Below are 16215 nucleotides of genomic sequence, written 5' to 3'. Positions count from 1 at the left end.
GGTTATACAGTGATCCATCTTGAACGGCCGCTCCGGGGCGACTGCCGCGTTCCGCTTCGCGCCAATAGCGGACGTCGATCAGATATCCGTCCAATACGGAGAATCCGAAACCAGCCTCAATGCAGAGATTGTTTGAGGGCTATTTAAGCAGCTTCAAGCCTTTCAGGACTTTATCGGCGGTCTTACGCTCGCACCTGAACGCGAGGCCGACGATATCCAGTTCAGGTCCGGCAACACGGGCAACAGCGGCGCGGTTGTCGTCATCGTTGAAAGTGCCGAAGAGATCACGCGTAAATATCGAAAAGCTCACCTGTCTCGATCTTGCTCGGTCGGCTGTACGTAGCATCTCTGAGGCATCGGCTCCAAAAACCAGAACAGGGTCTTTGAACATGGGAAGATAGGTGTTTCCGGAAGCATCGTTGTAATTCTTGCCCGTGGCCCCATCCAGCGCTCCAACACCGCTGATTGTAAATGCCGCCACGTTAAGCCTCTGCCAGGCTTCCAGGTCGTCCCTGAGGACAATGGCGATTTTCATGCCTAATTCCGCTTCAGCGGCGATTTCGGAGTTGAGAATGTTCTCGAGCATCGTGATTTCCTTAGGTTTGAATTGTAAGACATGGCGTGCACAAGCCAGATCGTCAGTGCATTTGCTCGAAGGTCAAAAGAACGGCGATGCCAACCATGGCCGCTCCAGACAATCGACTAACGACGCGGGCAGCTTCGGGGCGTGATCGCAGGACTGCATTTGCGAATGCAGCCACTAATGTGTAGGCGACGGCGCAGTTGAACACGTGAACAAGCCCCAAAACAGCCATCTGCACAGAGACAGGCAAGACAGCAGACGGCTCAGAGAATTGCGGTAAAACTGCCAGGAAAAGCAGAAAAACTTTTGGGTTCAAGCCGCTGACACCAAAGCCTTTCAAGGCCCAACTCGCTGACGTAGTCTGAACTTGTGCATTCCCAGTGCCAGGTACTGGGGGATGACGAAGCATGCCTATCCCCAACCAGAGCAGATAGGCTGCACCAGCTATCGTCAGGGTCGCCATCGCGTGCGGTATGCTGCTAATGAGCACTCCAGCGCCAGCAGAGACAGCGATAGTGGCAACCAGATGACCTGTCAGCAGTCCGCCAACGGCGGGAGTGGCGGCACGGTTACTCAATCCGGCCGTTATTGCATAGGCCCAATCTGCTCCTGGGGTGATAACAAACAACATTGATATCGCCCAGAAGGCTGCAACGGTAGAAACTTCCATCCTGATCTCCTTGATTGGAAGATATCAGCTGGATCGAGAAATGAACTTCCTATATCTTCTTTGGATTTGCGATTGGAGGAAAGAATTTTGGCGTTGGATGAATTCGATAGGAAGATTCTTGCCGAGCTACAAGTCGACGGCCGATTATCGCTGACCGACCTAGCGACGAAGGTCAGCCTTAGCCTATCGCCGTGCCATAGACGTGTGCGGGCGCTTGAGCAGTCCGGGGTGATCCAAGGCTACAGCGCACACTTGGATTCAGCAAAAGTTGGACTGGATTTTTCGGCAATTGTGTTTGTCACCTTGCGTGAAGTGAACCGAGATTCCGTAGAAGTATTCGAACAAGCGGTCTCTGCTATTCATGAAATTGTTCTGGCGCAGCGCCTGTTCGGCGACACCGACTACATGCTGCATGTGGTGAGCCAAAGTCTGGAGACATTTCAAATGCTCTACGACGACAAGCTTACCGCCCTCCCGTCCATACTTCGGCTGAACTCAACACTTGTCATGAAAACGGTCGTTCAAAACCGTCCCTTACCGCTTGGCAAATAGAGTCAGCGCCCAATGGCTGCTTTGGGCCGACTGCGGTCTTCCGCTTGGCACCCAATAAGAGCAATTTTTAATTACTGTTTTGGTTGCTTTCTTTCAGGCAACGCCCTACCAGCGAGTCGATACGGGTGAAATCGCTATCGCTTATCGCAGTACCGGTGACGCTACTCGTGCGCCTGAGAAAAAACTTTGTTTCAACCCTTTTGGCCCATCCAGGTTTGTATCGCATGAAAACAGCAAACACGATGTTCATCCTCAGCCTCGCCCTATCTGCGTATGGCTCTGGCGCGCTGGCGTATGAAAGCACCGCTCAGGTCATCAAACGTCAAGCGCCCACAGGCATTAGCAATGTGTTCTATGGATGCGTTGAAAAGGCGGAATCAGACAACATCGCTCTCGCTGCATGTCAATCTGCGGAGACGAAACGACAAGACGCGCGATTGAACGCTGCTTATAATTCACTGCTCAGTCAGCAGCGTGGCACGGCCAAGGACAATCTGATCCGCGCCGAGCGCGCCTGGCTCGATTTCCACAACACCAGCAAAACTGTTGAGTCATCACTCTATGGCAGCGAAACGGTGAGTAGTTTTCAAGTCATGCAGAAAGAACTTTTTCGTCTCTGCGAGCGCGCCAATGTTCTGGAAGAATATTTGTCGATCGCAAACGATCAGTAGCCGTAATCTGTTATTCAATTATGATGTGGGCGGCCGCTTCGGTTACCTATCTGCGGTTTCAAAAATCTCCCAATTGAGATTTCAATTCTGCGACCAAGTTTTGGAGGGTCGCAGAATATGCCACCCGCCGTCATTTTTAATAACGAAAACGTCGCCCACCCGGTTCTGACGATCAGGTCAGATGGGCGATTGTCCGCGCGTCAAACGACCGCATAGGGCCGATATCAGCCTTGCCCATCCCATAAGCAATCAAGATGTCGCAAACAGAACATTTTCGAAGAAAAAACTGCTCTTCCTAAAAATATATTCAAACCGAATCAAACACTTGTAAAATAGTTGGCAGCGACTTCGTCCACCCTCCCAAAACCCATGCCTACAATTCTCCCGCTCCATCGTGGATACACCGGAAGGCGTCCCGGCGAGTTGGAGCCGGCGCTGGTGGTGGAGAAAAGACGTAAGTCTCCATCATTGGGGTTCGCGGAAACTGGTTCCCCTCCGGCGACACGGGGGAAACGGCAAGCTGGTCAAAACCCGAACCGTTTCTGAAGCCCGAAAGAGCGCGCCGGGCGTGCCTGTGCGGCACACATGATCGCCGGTCGGTGGAAACACCGGGATGGCGTTTGCAGAGGAACCGAAGTCGCGGACAAAAACCGTCGAACGGGGCACTGAGAGGTGTCAATTACTAACTAAATTACGAGGCAGCTTTCAGTGCCCCGACCACATATCCCGCAGAGTGCGGGCGTTTTTTGAAAATCGAAGATCACCAAGGGTGGATTCTGCCTTATTACCAGAGCCTTTGCATATCTCGTGAAAAGCTCTAGTCGATCTCCGAAAGCACGTCTTCCAGCGCCCCGAGAAACACATCGGCATTGTCTCGGGTAAACGGCAGTGGCGGACGGATTTTCAGCACATTGCCTTGGCCGCCCGATGCACTGATCAGCACCCGCCGATCACGCAGCGCATTAACGACCTTCAACGCAAGTGCCCCATCCGCCGTCCTGCTGGCGGGGTCCGTCACGAATTCCAGCCCGAGAAACAGGCCCGCCCCCCTGACATCGCCGATCACAGGGAATTTTTCCTGCAGTTTGCGCATGCCCTCCAACATGTAATCACCGGTCGCTCGCGCATTCTGCATCAGACCTTCGGTCTCGATCACATCCAGCACGGCGGAAGCGGCGGCAATCGAAACATTATTGGCGCCGAACGTATTGAAATAGCGGATATCCTGCCCGAACCGCTCCTGGATTTCCGATGTCATTACAACGGCCGCAATCGGCATGCCATTGCCCATCGGCTTGCCCATCACCACGATATCCGGCGTGATGCCATGGCGCATGAAACCCCACATATGCGAACCCAGACGTCCGAAACCCGGCTGCACTTCGTCGGCTATGTAAAGCACGCCTTCGTCCTTCAGCAGGCCTGCGACGGGTTTCAGGAAACCGGCCGGATCGGCAAAAATGCCGTCGGTGGAAAAGATGCCATCGGCGATAAAGGCCGCCGGCGTGATGCCGCGACGGCGAAAATGCGCGATCGCGTTGGCCACATCCTCTGCCAACGCCACGCCGACATCGCGCCCCTCGGCGCGATAGGTATCCGGCGCCGACACGGTCAGCACATGCTGGCCAAGCGGCATGTTGGAGCCCAGCGACGGCGAGATTTCGGCCGCCGAAGTGGTGACGCCGTGATAGGCGTTTTCCGTGATGATGATGCCGGTGCCGCCGGTGTAATAGCGCGCCAGCCTGAGCGCCAGATCGACCGCCTCGCTACCGGTGCAGGTATACATCACTCGGTCGAGCCCGGCCGGAAATGTCGCCAGCAGCCGTTCGGAATAATCAAGAATCTGTTCGCCGAGATAACGCGTATGGGTGTTCAGTTCCGCCGCCTGCCGCGCGATTGCCTGGGTCACATGCGGGTGGCAATGACCGACCGAGGGCACATTGTTATAGGCATCGAGATAGGCTTCGCCATCCGGCCCATACAGCCACACACCTTCGGCGCGTGTGACATGCACCGGCGTTTCGTAAAACAGCCGATAGGACGGCCCGAGCAGCGCCTGCCGCCGTTCGATCAGCTTGCGCTCACGCTCCGGCAGGCTGCCGAGCCGGGCGGCATCAAAACCGTTGACCATGGTGGCGGCTGGCTTATCCGAAACGGGCTTGTTCATCGTGTCTGTCCTTATCGGTCCGCCGCGCGCAATCGATCGATTGCCTGCGACTTCGGAATGGCGTCAAGCCTTGCCAACTGTTCCCAAACGCTGGCGCTGCGGATGGTAAAACGCTCCGCATCCTCGGGAAACAGTTTTGCCCGCCATTGCGGAATGGCTAGACGCATGACCAACCGCATCACGGCGGCGGTATAAACGAGATCGATTTCGGCATCGGACAGGGTGCATTGGCTGCGATACCCTCTGATGAGATCGCACATCGCTTCGACCGGTTCAGCCTCGGCACCGATCTGATAGGCGGCCGCCACGCCGACATCGAAGAGATTAGGCGCAAACACCATGTCACCGAAATCGATGATGCCGGTAACATCATCCGGTCTGTCGGGATCGACCAGAATGTTTTCCATGTTGAAATCGTTATGAATCACCTGCGCCGGCAATGCCCCAATCACCGGCACGATCTCCGCCTCGAAATCATTGATCGCCTTTTCCAGCCTTGCGCGTTCACGAGCATCGGTGAAGGCCGGCAAAAGATCGCGCATGCCCATCGCATGGGTCATGTCCCAGGTGATGCGATGAGATGCCGCCTCATGCGAAAAACTCTTGAGCGCCTTCTGCATGCGCCCCAGCAACACGCCAATCTTCTCGCGTTGAAGCGGCGAATGCGATGCCGTGCGCTGCGCCATGCCGGGCACAAACGTCACCATGCGCACACCGCGCTCGCCACCATCATCGGCGACGAAACGGAAATCGGCAGCGCCTTCCTTTGTGCGGATAATGCGCTGAACAGGAATGCCGGGATCCATCGCCTCCACATGCAAAAGCGCCTTGCTGTGCATCGAAGTGACGTTCGGATCTTCGGCCGGGTTGAGGATTTTCAGCAGGTAGCCCGTGCCATCCTCGAGCGTCAGCCGATAATTGCTGTCCTTTTCGCCCCACAGCCATTCGACCTTGCCGGTGAGACCATAATGATCAAGCGCAATCCGTTCCGCCTGATCCGGCGGTACGGCAATGGCGCCGGTTTCCAGTTCAGCACCCAGCACGCGTGCGGCGGCGTTGTTTATCATGGTCATTGCTCCCGCTTGTCCTGCCAGTGCACTTGCCAGCAATCAGACGTGCTGGCCGCCGTTGATGTGGATTTCCGCGCCATTGATGTAGGAGGACGCCTCTGTGCAGAGGAAATAGATGGTCTGCGCCACTTCGCGCGTCGTGCCCAGCCGGTTCATCGGCACCTGCGCGCTGACGAGATCCGCCGTGCCGGGAGACAGGATGGCGGTGTCGATCTCACCCGGTGCGATGGCATTGGCGCGAACGCCCATCGGGCCGAATTCATGCGCCATTTCACGGGTCAGGGCTGCAAGGCCCGCCTTCGATGCCGCATAAGCGACGCCCGCGAACGGATGTACGCGCGATCCGACAATCGAGGTGACATTGACGATCGATCCCTGCGCGGCCTTCAGTTCCGGCATCAGCGCGCGGGCGAGAAGCGCCGTCGAGATCAGGTTGACGTTGAGCACGCGGGACCATGTGGCGGCATCCGTATCGGTCACACCAAGGCGTGATCCGCCCGGCCCCTTGGGAGAGATGCCGGCATTGTTGACCAGCGCCGCCAGCTTGCCTGAAGGCAGGCGCTCACGGACAATCGCCGCCAGTGCGTCAATGCTGTCGAGATCCTCGAGATCCGCCTGGATGTGGCTTTCGCGGGCGGAAGGCCAACGGCATTCTTCCGAAAACGGTTGCCGCGACACGGTCAGGATCCGCCAGCCATGCTCCATGAAAAGCTTCACCGTAGCGTGCCCGATACCGCGGCTGGCGCCGGTGAGAAGCATATATTGGGTGGTCATGGGGCACTCCGCATTGCGTGCAGTTTAACTGCGATGTCTGCATGCTATCGTGCGGGCTTTCCTTCTCAAGGTATTTCTTGATGCGACTGCGAAGAAATACAATCAAAAAGGGTTTTGCATCGCGATAAAAACACCAGTGCGAGCATTCAGTTACATGCGACCGCTGCCGGCAGATAAGAAAACCATCCCAACAATCACATCAAAAACGCGTATTTATAGAAAATAATTATTTCCTAAATGGATTAAATGGCGATTTATTGCCTCAAAATGCAGGCTGCTTTTCAGAAAGAATTTCTAATCACTCGGTAGATTTTAGTCGTTGGACCCCTCCCGGCACGCTGCCTATCGTTCCCTCAACAACAAGCAAGGCCAAAAGCTGACAAGGGGAATACCGATATGAAACGCATTTCCACACATGTCCTTTCCGCTACGCTTTTCGCAGCGACAATGCTGTCGGGAGCTTATGCGAACGCCGCCGATATTACCGTCATGGGGTACCGCGGTCCGTTCGAAGACAATTACAAGAAAGCTGTCATCGAGCCCTTTATGAAAGCCCATCCCGACATCAAGGTGACCTATTACGGCGTCCAGAACGCCGCCACCTCGCTTGGCAACATGCGCGCCCAGCGTGATGCGCCGCAGGTGAACGCCGTGATCTACGACTTGTCGGTCGCCAAGATCGCCAAGGAGGAAGGCCTCGTCGCCGATCTCGATACCTCTAAACTGCCGAACTACGCCGACGTCTCCGACATCGGCAAGGATCTGGGCGGCGCCGCCATTCCGCTGACCTATGACACGCTGACGCTGATCTACAATTCCAAGGCTTTCCCGACCGCGCCGGCCAGCTGGGAAACACTGTGGGACAAGGCACAGGCCGGTAAAGTCGTACTGCCGGCGCAGGGTGGTGGCGACATTCAGGCGATCCTGCTGACGATCATTTCCAACCGTCTTGCCGGTGAGCAGGACTACAAGAACACGATCGATCCCGGCGTCGACAAGCTGGTGGAACTGGCACCGCGCGTTCAAACCTGGGAGCCGAAGCCGGACGCCTACACGCTGGTCGCGAATGGCACCGCCACGGTTTCAATCGGCTGGAATGCCCGTTCGCAGTTCTATTTCGACCAGACCGAGGGCCGCATGGGCTCCGTCGGCCCAAGCGAAGGCACGGCCTCGCAGATCAACGTCGTCAGCGCCATCGAGAAGGCATCGGAGTCCGAGGCAACGCAGACCTTCATTAACTATGCGATCGGCCCGGAAGCACAGGCGGCATTCGCCAAGGCGATGTTCTACGCACCGGTGAACACCAAGACGCAGGTGGATGAAGCCACCGCCAAGCGCATTCCGATGATGGACCCGGCCCAGCGTGAAAAGCTGATCCCCGTCGACTGGATGACGATCGGCGACATGCGCGACGACATTCTGCAGCCCTGGCGCCGCAAGATCATCCCGGCCGGGCGCTAAGCAAGACAGTCCGGGCCGCTCATGGCCCGGACTCCGTCCTCCTCCAGAAAAGACCCTGCGGCACGCGTCCTCCCACGCGTGATCGAGCACGCACGCCATCGTGAGGGGGCCTTGTTCTCCTCACCCTAGACGACCTCAAATCCGCAAATGGTGAAGACATGCAAACTCAGGAACTGCGCCAGGAAACACCGGCCGCCGAAACCAACACCGGCGATCAGGCCTTTCTCAAGCTGAAGGGCATCACCAAGCGCTACGGCGCCGATTACATGGCCGTCGACGATCTCGATATCGACGTGCCGAAAGGCAAGCTGCTCGGCCTTCTCGGTCCTTCCGGCTGCGGCAAGACGACGACTCTGCGCATGATCGCCGGCCTTCTCGACATCACCAGAGGCAAGATCACCATCGACGGTGACGACATTTCCCACAAGCCGCCGCACAAGCGCGATATCGGCCTCGTGTTCCAGAACTACGCGCTGTTTCCGCATATGACGGTAGCGCAGAACGTCGCCTTCGGCCTCGAAATGCGCGGTGTCGGCCGCACTGAAGCACGCGACCGTGTCGAGGAAGCGCTGGAAATGGTGCGACTTCCCGGCTACGGCGAGCGCAAACCGAAGGAAATGTCCGGCGGCCAGCAGCAGCGCGTGGCGCTTGCCCGCGCCCTCGTCATCCGCCCGCGTCTTCTCCTCCTCGACGAACCGCTGTCCAACCTCGACGCAAAACTGCGCGACGACATGCGCATCGAAATCCGCGAGATCCAGCAGCGCCTGCAGATCACCACCGTCTTCGTCACCCACGATCAGGTGGAGGCGCTAACCATGTGCGATCTCGTCGGTGTCATGCATCGCGGAAAACTTGCCCAGCTCGGCACGCCGGAAGACATCTATGAGCGCCCCGAAGATCTGTTCGTCGCCGACTTTGTAGGCCGCACAAACATTCTTGACGGCGAGATCGAAGCGCTCGACCGGGTGCGCATCGGCGCATCGGTTTACCCCTGCAACACCCGCGGCCTCACCGCCGGCAAGGCGAAAGCCGCCATCCGCCCGCACCGCATCAGCCTGACGCCAAGCCGCGACCGCTCGCTGGTCAGCATGGCCACCAATGCCGCCCACGGCAAGGTGACCCGCGTGACTTATATCGGCGACGTCGTGCAATACGACATCGATATCGGCGGCAATACGCTCACCACCGAAGTTCACACCGCCAGTGCCGGCCACAGCTTTCAGAGCGGCGAAAAGCTTCTCTGTGAGTGGAAGCCGCAGGACATGCAGGTGTTCGGGAGCTGAATGATGGCAGCGATCACCTCATCCGTCCCGATTGCCGAAGCGCCCGCATCCCGCAGAAAATTTCCCTTTCTGCTGATCGCGCTGCTTCTTCCCATGGCGATCATCAACTTTGTCGCCTTCGTCCTGCCGGTCATCCGGCTCGGCATGATTTCCTTCATCGAAAGCCGCAGCGGCGGCGTGTTGACCAACAATTACACGCTGGAAAACTACGCCGATTTCTTCACCGACAGTTTCAGCATCGAGCTTGTCTCGAACTCGCTGCTGCTCGGTTTCGGCGTCACGCTGATCACGCTGTGCTGCGCCTATCCGATCGCGCTTTTCCTGCACCGCGTCTCGCCAAAATGGCGCAACATGCTGTTCGTCATCACCGTCTCGCCGCTTCTCGTCAGCAGCGTCGTGCGCACCTATGGCTGGATGGTCATTCTGGGTGATCAGGGCGTGTTCAACGGCATCCTGATGTCATCCGGCATCATCGATAGCCCGCTGCGCCTCACCAACAACACGCTCGGTGTCTTCATCGGCATGGTCGAGGTGCTGATCCCCTATATGGCGCTGTCTTTGATCGCAGGCTTCGGTCGCCTCGAAAACGTCTATGAGGAGGCAGCCGCCTCGCTCGGCGCCAACAGCTGGACGCGCTTCCGCCGCGTGATCCTGCCGTTGACTGCGCCCGGCATCGCGCTCGGTTGCCTGCTCTGCTTCGTGCTGTCGATCAGCTCGTTCATCACGCCGAAGCTGCTCGGCGGCGGACGCGTCTTCCTGCTCGCGACCGAAATCTACGACCAGGCCGTGATCCAGCTGGAATGGCCGACGGCTGCAGCAATCTCCGTCATCGTGCTCATCATCTTCGGCCTTGCGCTCGCGGTCTATTCCCGCGTCGTCAAGCGCTTCGATTAAGGAGGAACCTGACATGATCGGCCAATTGACCATTCCGTTCAGGCTCCTCGTCGCCTGCATCTATCTCTTCCTGCTCGCGCCCATCCTGATCGTGCTGCCGCTGTCTTTCAGCAATGACAGCTACATCACTTTCCCGCCGGAAAGCTGGGGCCTTCGCTGGTATGCCGCGATGTTCTCTCATGCCGGTTTTGCCCAGGCGCTGTGGATCAGCTTTGTAATCGCCGTCACGGTGACGATCCTCGGCCTTGCCGCCGGCGTGCCCGCCGCGTTTGCCATCCGCCGCCGCCAGTTCATCGGCCGCGAGTTTTTGCTGAACCTGTTCACGGCACCGCTTCTCCTACCCTCGATCGTGCTTGGCCTCGCCATCCTTCTGGTCTTCGTGCAGGCCCGCCTGCTCGGCACCTATACCGGCCTCATCATCGCGCATCTGATCATCACTACCCCTTACGTGATCCGCATCATGCTGACGGCATTTTCCACCCTGCCGCCATCGGTGGAGGATGCGGCCACCATGCTCGGCGCCTCGCCCTTCACGGTGGTTCGCCGCATCACTCTGCCGCTGATGATGCCTGGCTTCATCGCCAGTGCCGCGCTTTCCTTCCTTCTCTCCTTCGACGAAGTTGTGATCTCGCTGTTCATCACCGGGCCGCGCCTACGCACCCTGCCGGTGGAGATCTTCGACTATGTCGAAAGCCAGACCGACCCGATGACAGCCGCCGTGTCCGTTGTCCTCGTCGCCGCCACCCTTCTCATCATCTTCCTGATCGAACGTACGCTTGGCCTGTCGAAGACCATCGGCAAGTGACTGAAATTGCAATGGAGACACCTGAAATGGACAATATCGCGCTCTGGATGTCGCAGCCGCATTTCGGCTTTCTGGAAATCGCCAAGACCTGCGGCGTCAGCCAACTCGTCATCGAACTCGAGCACGGCACGTTCGATCTCGCCACACTCGACCAGTTCCTGGCCTTTTCCAAATCGCTCGGCATCCCGGCCCTGACCAAGGTGATCGCGCCGACCACCGAAGCCATCCAGCAGGCCCTCGATTTCGGCTCCGACGGCGTCATCCTGCCGCATATTCTCGGCGTCGATCACGCTCGCGAAGTGACCAAGGCTGCCAAATACCCGCTGCTCGGCATCCGCTCCTATGCCGGTGGCCGCGTGTTCGGTTACGCCCGCCCGTCTTCCGACGCGTTCGAGAAGGAAAACAAGCGCACCAAGTGCTACGCAATGATCGAAACGGCCGAGAGCCTCGCCGATGTCGAAAAGATCGCAGCGCTCGAAACGGTCGATGGCCTGTTCCCCGGCCCGTCCGATCTGGCACTTGCCTGCGGCCGCGGCGCCTACGCCTTCAACGATGAAGACCGCCGCGACCTCTCCCGCATCGCCAAAGCCGCGCGCGACGCTGGCAAAAAATGGATCATGCCTGCCTGGACGCCTGCTGAGCGCACCTTCGCGCTGGAAGAAGGCGCCGAAATGCTGGTCGTCGCCACCCAGAACATGACTCTTCGCGCCGGCATCATGTCCACTATCAACGCACTCAAGCAGGAAAAGATCGTCGCCTGAGCGACATCGCATTTGGAGGAATTATCCATGAAAATCAGCCTGATCCAGACCAACCCGCAGCAGGACCGCGCAGCCAACCTGAAGATCACCAAAGATCTGATGACGGAAGCCCTGAAAAACGACCAGCCGGACCTGATCGTCCTGCCGGAATATTTCGAAGTCTATGGCACCACGACCGAAGAAAAACTGGCACTGGCCGAACCGGCCGGTGGTGCAGCCTACACGATGGCGCAGGATTTTGCCCGCGATAACAAGGTTTTTGTCCATGCCGGCACGATCATGGAAAAGGTCGAGGGCGAAAACCGCATCTACAACACCTCCTTCGTCTTCGACCGCGAAGGTAAGGAAGTGGCCGCCTACCGAAAAATCCACATGTTCGACATCGTGGCACCCGATGGCACGGCCTACAAGGAATCCGCCACCGTCAAGCCGGGCGAGGATATCGTCACCTATGAAATCGACGGCATGAAGATCGGTTGCGCCATCTGCTACGATATCCGTTTCTTCGAACTTTTCCTGCAGCTCGAAAAGGCCGGCTGCGACGTCATCGTGCTGCCCGCCGCCTTCACCCTGCAGACCGGCAAGGACCACTGGGAAGTGCTGGCCCGCGCGCGCGCCATCGAAACCCAGACCTATTTCGCCGCCTGCGGCCAGACCGGTAGCGTTACCGTCAACGGTGAAAAGCGTGCCTGCTACGGCCATTCGCTGGTCTGCGACCCATGGGGCCACACGATTGCCCGCGCCTCCGATCCGGTCGGTTATGTCACCGCCCGCATCGAGCCGAAAGAAATCAAGCGCGTTCGCAACCTCATCCCGATGACCCAGCATCGCCGCCTCGCCTGCGCGTAAATAAAGGAGAATTCGATCATGTACGTCATCAAGGACATGCCCGAGCAGGTCCCCCAGGAGGATCTCGATCTTCTCTCCGGCGTCGAAACCGCAACGGTCGGCCATTGGCGGCTGATGGGTTTCATGGACCGGCAGATCCAGCCGCTGCTTCCCGGCCGCCGTGTTGTCGGCACCGCCGTGACGCTTGCCATCGCCGGACCGGACTCGACCCTGCTGCACCACGCCACCGGCCAGCTGCGACCGGGCGACATTCTTGTCGTCGACCGTCTGGGCGATGACAAATACGCCTGCTGGGGCGGCGGTGTCACCGTTGCGGCAAAAGCATCCGGCGCGGTTGCCGGTATCGTCGACGGCCCCTGCACGGACCTCACGGAAATTCAGGATTCGGATTTCCCCATGTGGTCGCGTGGCCTCTCGCCGATCACGACACGGCTTTACGATCTCGGTGGTGGCTTCAACATTCCAGTCAGCTGCGGCGGTGCGGTGGTGATGCCGGGTGACGCCATTCTCGCCGACGAAAGCGGCGTTCTCGTCATCCCGCGTGATGAGGTGCGTGCCGTTTCCGAAGAAGCGCTGAAACGTCAGGACACCGGCAAGAAACGCGAGGCAAGCGTCCGCGACAAGGTGCAGAAACTCGGCGACATGACCGGCGCCACCGCCAAGGTTCTGGCCAAGCTCGCCTGAGCTTTTTGACAAACCAGGTCCGGGCAAAAATCCGGGCCTTCTTTTTGCGATGAAACAGCAAACTCTACCGACCCGGCGTTGCCATATCGTCTTCACGGTGTAACGTGGCGACCGGGAACATAGTCTGTGTAAAACAACAGCTTACGACAATCTGGACGCGAATAATGCGCATGATCGGTCGATAAAACGGTGAGGCGCGTTCACGCGATGAATATTCGTTTCCTTGAAACCGTGGTCTGGCTTGCGGAACTAAGAAGTTTTCGCGTTACCGCCGACCGCATGAACATTACCCCGGCTGCCATTTCCAACCGCATATCGGCCATCGAGCAGGAACTCGGCATCCGCCTTTTCGAACGCGATACGCGTGATGTGCACCTGACCCGCGAGGGTCGCTCCTTCGTCTCCGGCGCGCGCGACATCATCGCCCGCTACAATCGCCTTGTCGCGGATGTTGCGCCACCCGAAACGGTCGAAGGCACCGTGCGCATCGGCCTCGTTCCTTCGATGGCATTGGCCATTCTCCCCGGCATCATGGAAACGCTGAAACAGCGATTTCCGCGCGTGCGTGTATCGGTCACCACCGACGCTTCACAGACCATCCTGTCAAAACTCGAAAAGCGCGAACTCGACATCATTCTGGGTTTTCACGGCCCTGCACTGGAAAAATTCAGGATCGTCGATCTCTGTACGCTCGGCATGTTCTGGATCGCCAACAGCGCCTTTCCCTCCGATGACGACGCGATGACCCGCGCCGATCTGATGCTGAACCCGATCATCTCCTATGAAGTCGGCACGCAGGCCTACAAGCGCATGGTCGAGTATCTGCCGACCAATTCGCTCGGCCAGGGTGTGGTGCATTATTCCAATTCGCTGGCAACGACGATCAGCATGGTCGCCGCCGGCATCGGCATCGCAGTTCTGCCGCCCATCGTCATCCAGAACGAACTCAGGCTCGGCACATTGAAAGTGCTCAATGTCCGCCACCCGTTCCCAGCAACCGATTATTTCGCCGTTTATCTCGACAATCCGTCCTCGCGATTGTCGCCGCTGATTGCGTCCATCGCATCGGATGTGTCGGCCGAATTCTGTTCCCTCTACGACAACGCACTCGCCGTTCATCGGTAATTTCGATCGAGGAGAATGCCATGGCTCACGAACTGAAAACCGTCTCCACGCCAGCCGTTCTGCGCAATCTCACGCTGGACAGCAATGCCATCCGCGAAGCGCGCATCGATCTCGCCGCCTCCTTCCGAATGGCGGCAAAACTCGGATTGCAAGAAGGCATCTGCAACCATTTCTCCGCCGTCGTGCCCGGCCACGAAGACCTGTTTCTGGTGAACCCATACGGCTGGGCATTTGCGGAAATCACCGCCTCCCAGCTTCTCGTCTGCGATTTCAACGGCAATGTGGTTGCCGGCAGCGGCAAACCGGAGGCAACCGCCTTCTACATCCACGCCCAGCTTCACAAGACCCTGCCACGCGCCACCGCCGCCTTCCACACGCATATGCCCTACGCAACGGCGCTTTCCATGCTGGAAGGCGAACCGCTTGTCTGGGCCGGTCAGACCGCACTGAAATTTTATGGCCGCACGGCCATCGATGAAAACTATAATGGCCTTGCGCTGGATGACAGCGAAGGCCTGCGCATTGCCCGCGCTATGGGGGATGCCGATATCGTTTTCCTGAAAAACCACGGCGTCATGGTGGTCGGCCCGACCATCGCCGAAGCCTATGACGATCTCTATTATCTGGAGCGTGCCGCCGAGGTACAGTTGCTCGCCATGTCGACCGGCCGCGAACTCAAGGCGGTGCCGGCAGACATCGCCCAGAAAACCTATCTGGAAATGCGCGAAGGCGACCCTGAAAGCGCACGTCTGCACATGGAAAGCATTCGTCGCCAGCTGATGCGCACCGAACCGGAGTTTGCCGACTGATCGAACCGGTCAGACTGCCACCGTTTTTCCTTCGCTGGAAGCCTGCAGGATTGCCGCGATTAAGCGATGCGCCTTCAATGCCTCTGTTGCGGAAGCTATCGGCTCGCGATTGTCACGCAAGGCAGCCAGAAAAGCTTGATGCAGAGCGAGGTGGTTTTGATGCGAAAAGGCCATGGGATCGGCACCCGTGCCTCCGCCATCGGTGCTGTCGGTCAACTCTATTTTGCGACCGTCCATCAAAGCTATCGTCCCGGAATCGCTGCCCATCCGCGCTGAGCCTTTCGTACCTAGTATTTCAATCTCGTCCGGATATCCGGGATAGGCGGAGGTCGTGGCGCTGAGGGAGCCGATCGCGCCGTTTTCAAAGCGCATGATGGCATGCGCAAGATCCTCTGTTTCCATACGATGTACGGCACTCGTGACCGCGAAGCCGGCAACCTCGGCTGGCAGGCCCGCAAGCGTGATCATCTGATCAATGGTGTGGATTGCCTGCGTCAGCAACACGCCGCCGCCATCACGAGCAATCGTACCTCGTCCCGGTTCGTCGTAATAGCTTTGCGGCCGCCAGTTGCTGAGCCGCATGGAAACGGAAACGATCTCGCCCAATTCTCCCTCGGCCAAGAGTTTGGCTGTCTCGGCAAAGGTGCGGCGGAAACGGCGCTGAAACACAACGCCGAGCTTAATATTTGCTCTGGCGGCTATATCGACGATCTGTTGCGAGCGGTCGAGCGTCACGTCGAGCGGTTTTTCCAGCAGCACATGTTTGCCGGCATCCGCTGCCCTTTGCACCAGTTCCAGATGTGTATTTGGCGGTGTGAGAATGATGATGTAGTCGATCGATGCATCATTGAAAATCACATCGACATTCTCCACGACCGGCAGGCCGAACCGTTCTGCAAAGGCGCTGCGCCGGTTCGAGCTCGGGCTGAATGCTGCCACCACGTCGACCTCATCCTTGAGTTCAAGCAGGCTCTGCGCATGCTGCGGCGAGGCCATGCCAAGACCGATGATGGCGGTGCGCATTCGGGTGGAAACAGTCACTGAGAACCCTCCCTGT

17 protein-coding genes are annotated in these 16215 nt (G+C 58.2%); 11 read left to right on the top strand and 6 right to left on the bottom strand.

Translation table 11 applies throughout. The features are described from left to right. Positions 1–139 precede the first annotated feature (139 nt). Together GAO09_RS13580 and GAO09_RS13575 are read right to left on the bottom strand one after the other, a co-directional pair. Positions 140–586, bottom strand: coding sequence for a DUF2000 domain-containing protein (locus GAO09_RS13580; protein ID WP_209018713.1), 447 nt, complete (start codon positions 584–586; stop codon positions 140–142). A gap of 52 nt (positions 587–638) precedes the next feature. Continuing rightward, positions 639–1253, bottom strand: a complete 615-nt coding sequence (locus GAO09_RS13575) for a LysE family translocator (RefSeq protein ID WP_153354529.1) — start codon at positions 1251–1253, stop codon at positions 639–641. 87 nt (positions 1254–1340) lie between these two features. On the opposite strand from GAO09_RS13575, the gene GAO09_RS13570 reads away from it, so the two are divergent. Beyond that, positions 1341–1805, top strand: a complete 465-nt coding sequence (locus GAO09_RS13570) for an Lrp/AsnC family transcriptional regulator (protein ID WP_209018712.1) — start codon at positions 1341–1343, stop codon at positions 1803–1805. Between the two features lie 125 nt (positions 1806–1930). Further along, complete coding sequence (locus tag GAO09_RS13565) at positions 1931–2476, top strand: lysozyme inhibitor LprI family protein (RefSeq protein ID WP_209018711.1); 546 nt, start codon at positions 1931–1933, stop codon at positions 2474–2476. Between the two features lie 817 nt (positions 2477–3293). Here GAO09_RS13565 and GAO09_RS13560 read toward each other — a convergent pair. Genes GAO09_RS13560 through GAO09_RS13550 form a run of 3 tightly spaced genes read right to left on the bottom strand, consistent with a single transcriptional unit; the run spans position 3294 to position 6487 of the window. Continuing rightward, positions 3294–4643 (bottom strand): aspartate aminotransferase family protein, encoded by a 1350-nt coding sequence (locus GAO09_RS13560; protein WP_410767820.1) that lies wholly within the window; start codon positions 4641–4643, stop codon positions 3294–3296. Between the two features lie 11 nt (positions 4644–4654). Next, positions 4655–5716, bottom strand: coding sequence for a phosphotransferase (locus GAO09_RS13555; protein WP_235938115.1), 1062 nt, complete (start codon positions 5714–5716; stop codon positions 4655–4657). Positions 5717–5752: 36 nt separating this feature from the next. Beyond that, complete coding sequence (locus tag GAO09_RS13550) at positions 5753–6487, bottom strand: SDR family NAD(P)-dependent oxidoreductase (protein WP_209018710.1); 735 nt, start codon at positions 6485–6487, stop codon at positions 5753–5755. A gap of 396 nt (positions 6488–6883) precedes the next feature. Here GAO09_RS13550 and GAO09_RS13545 point away from each other — a divergent pair, with 396 nt between their 5' ends. The 9 genes from GAO09_RS13545 to GAO09_RS13505 all read left to right on the top strand — a co-directional run bounded on the left by GAO09_RS13545 (position 6884) and on the right by GAO09_RS13505 (position 15158). Next, on the top strand, positions 6884–7948 hold the full coding sequence (locus GAO09_RS13545; RefSeq protein ID WP_153354528.1) for an extracellular solute-binding protein: 1065 nt from the start codon (positions 6884–6886) through the stop codon (positions 7946–7948). Between the two features lie 158 nt (positions 7949–8106). Next, complete coding sequence (locus GAO09_RS13540; protein WP_153354527.1) at positions 8107–9231, top strand: ABC transporter ATP-binding protein; 1125 nt, start codon at positions 8107–8109, stop codon at positions 9229–9231. A gap of 3 nt (positions 9232–9234) precedes the next feature. Then, positions 9235–10125, top strand: a complete 891-nt coding sequence (locus GAO09_RS13535) for an ABC transporter permease (protein WP_153354526.1) — start codon at positions 9235–9237, stop codon at positions 10123–10125. 13 nt (positions 10126–10138) lie between these two features. Continuing rightward, positions 10139–10930 carry an ABC transporter permease gene (locus GAO09_RS13530; RefSeq protein WP_153354525.1) on the top strand — a complete coding sequence of 264 codons (792 nt, stop codon included), beginning with the start codon at positions 10139–10141 and terminating at the stop codon, positions 10928–10930. A gap of 26 nt (positions 10931–10956) precedes the next feature. Beyond that, a complete protein-coding gene (locus tag GAO09_RS13525; RefSeq protein ID WP_153354524.1) occupies positions 10957–11691 on the top strand; it encodes an HpcH/HpaI aldolase family protein in 735 nt (244 codons plus the stop codon). A gap of 27 nt (positions 11692–11718) precedes the next feature. Further along, positions 11719–12540, top strand: coding sequence for a carbon-nitrogen hydrolase family protein (locus GAO09_RS13520; protein WP_153354523.1), 822 nt, complete (start codon positions 11719–11721; stop codon positions 12538–12540). A gap of 18 nt (positions 12541–12558) precedes the next feature. Continuing rightward, a complete protein-coding gene (locus GAO09_RS13515; RefSeq protein ID WP_153354522.1) occupies positions 12559–13224 on the top strand; it encodes an RraA family protein in 666 nt (221 codons plus the stop codon). 207 nt (positions 13225–13431) lie between these two features. Beyond that, entirely contained in the window at positions 13432–14349 is a 918-nt protein-coding gene (locus GAO09_RS13510; protein ID WP_153354521.1) for a LysR family transcriptional regulator, read from the top strand. 20 nt (positions 14350–14369) lie between these two features. Next, positions 14370–15158: an aldolase gene (locus GAO09_RS13505; protein ID WP_153354520.1), complete on the top strand. Its 789-nt coding sequence runs from the start codon at positions 14370–14372 to the stop codon at positions 15156–15158. A 9-nt stretch (positions 15159–15167) separates the two neighbouring features. Here the strand turns inward: GAO09_RS13505 and GAO09_RS13500 are convergent, their stop codons facing one another. Continuing rightward, positions 15168–16181 carry a Gfo/Idh/MocA family protein gene (locus GAO09_RS13500; protein WP_153354591.1) on the bottom strand — a complete coding sequence of 338 codons (1014 nt, stop codon included), beginning with the start codon at positions 16179–16181 and terminating at the stop codon, positions 15168–15170. Positions 16182–16215 lie beyond the last annotated feature (34 nt).

The organism is Endobacterium cereale (assembly GCF_009617585.1).
Taxonomy (GTDB): Bacteria; Pseudomonadota; Alphaproteobacteria; order Rhizobiales; family Rhizobiaceae; genus Neorhizobium; species Neorhizobium cereale.
This window is presented reverse-complemented; position numbering and strand designations above follow the sequence as displayed.

Excerpts from the sequence above, each read along its gene's own strand:
- GAO09_RS13520 (WP_153354523.1), top strand. The coding sequence starts at position 11,719 with ATGAAAATCAGCCTGATCCAGACCAACCCGCAGCAGGACCGCGCAGCC.
- GAO09_RS13515 (WP_153354522.1), top strand. The coding sequence starts at position 12,559 with ATGTACGTCATCAAGGACATGCCCGAGCAGGTCCCCCAGGAGGATCTC.
- GAO09_RS13525 (WP_153354524.1), top strand. The coding sequence starts at position 10,957 with ATGGACAATATCGCGCTCTGGATGTCGCAGCCGCATTTCGGCTTTCTG.
- GAO09_RS13535 (WP_153354526.1), top strand. The coding sequence starts at position 9,235 with ATGGCAGCGATCACCTCATCCGTCCCGATTGCCGAAGCGCCCGCATCC.
- GAO09_RS13540 (WP_153354527.1), top strand. The coding sequence starts at position 8,107 with ATGCAAACTCAGGAACTGCGCCAGGAAACACCGGCCGCCGAAACCAAC.
- GAO09_RS13560 (WP_410767820.1), bottom strand. The coding sequence starts at position 4,643 with ATGAACAAGCCCGTTTCGGATAAGCCAGCCGCCACCATGGTCAACGGT.
- GAO09_RS13580 (WP_209018713.1), bottom strand. The coding sequence starts at position 586 with ATGCTCGAGAACATTCTCAACTCCGAAATCGCCGCTGAAGCGGAATTA.
- GAO09_RS13555 (WP_235938115.1), bottom strand. The coding sequence starts at position 5,716 with ATGACCATGATAAACAACGCCGCCGCACGCGTGCTGGGTGCTGAACTG.
- GAO09_RS13545 (WP_153354528.1), top strand. The coding sequence starts at position 6,884 with ATGAAACGCATTTCCACACATGTCCTTTCCGCTACGCTTTTCGCAGCG.
- GAO09_RS13500 (WP_153354591.1), bottom strand. The coding sequence starts at position 16,181 with ATGCGCACCGCCATCATCGGTCTTGGCATGGCCTCGCCGCAGCATGCG.
- GAO09_RS13575 (WP_153354529.1), bottom strand. The coding sequence starts at position 1,253 with ATGGAAGTTTCTACCGTTGCAGCCTTCTGGGCGATATCAATGTTGTTT.
- GAO09_RS13505 (WP_153354520.1), top strand. The coding sequence starts at position 14,370 with ATGGCTCACGAACTGAAAACCGTCTCCACGCCAGCCGTTCTGCGCAAT.
- GAO09_RS13530 (WP_153354525.1), top strand. The coding sequence starts at position 10,139 with ATGATCGGCCAATTGACCATTCCGTTCAGGCTCCTCGTCGCCTGCATC.
- GAO09_RS13550 (WP_209018710.1), bottom strand. The coding sequence starts at position 6,487 with ATGACCACCCAATATATGCTTCTCACCGGCGCCAGCCGCGGTATCGGG.
- GAO09_RS13510 (WP_153354521.1), top strand. The coding sequence starts at position 13,432 with ATGAATATTCGTTTCCTTGAAACCGTGGTCTGGCTTGCGGAACTAAGA.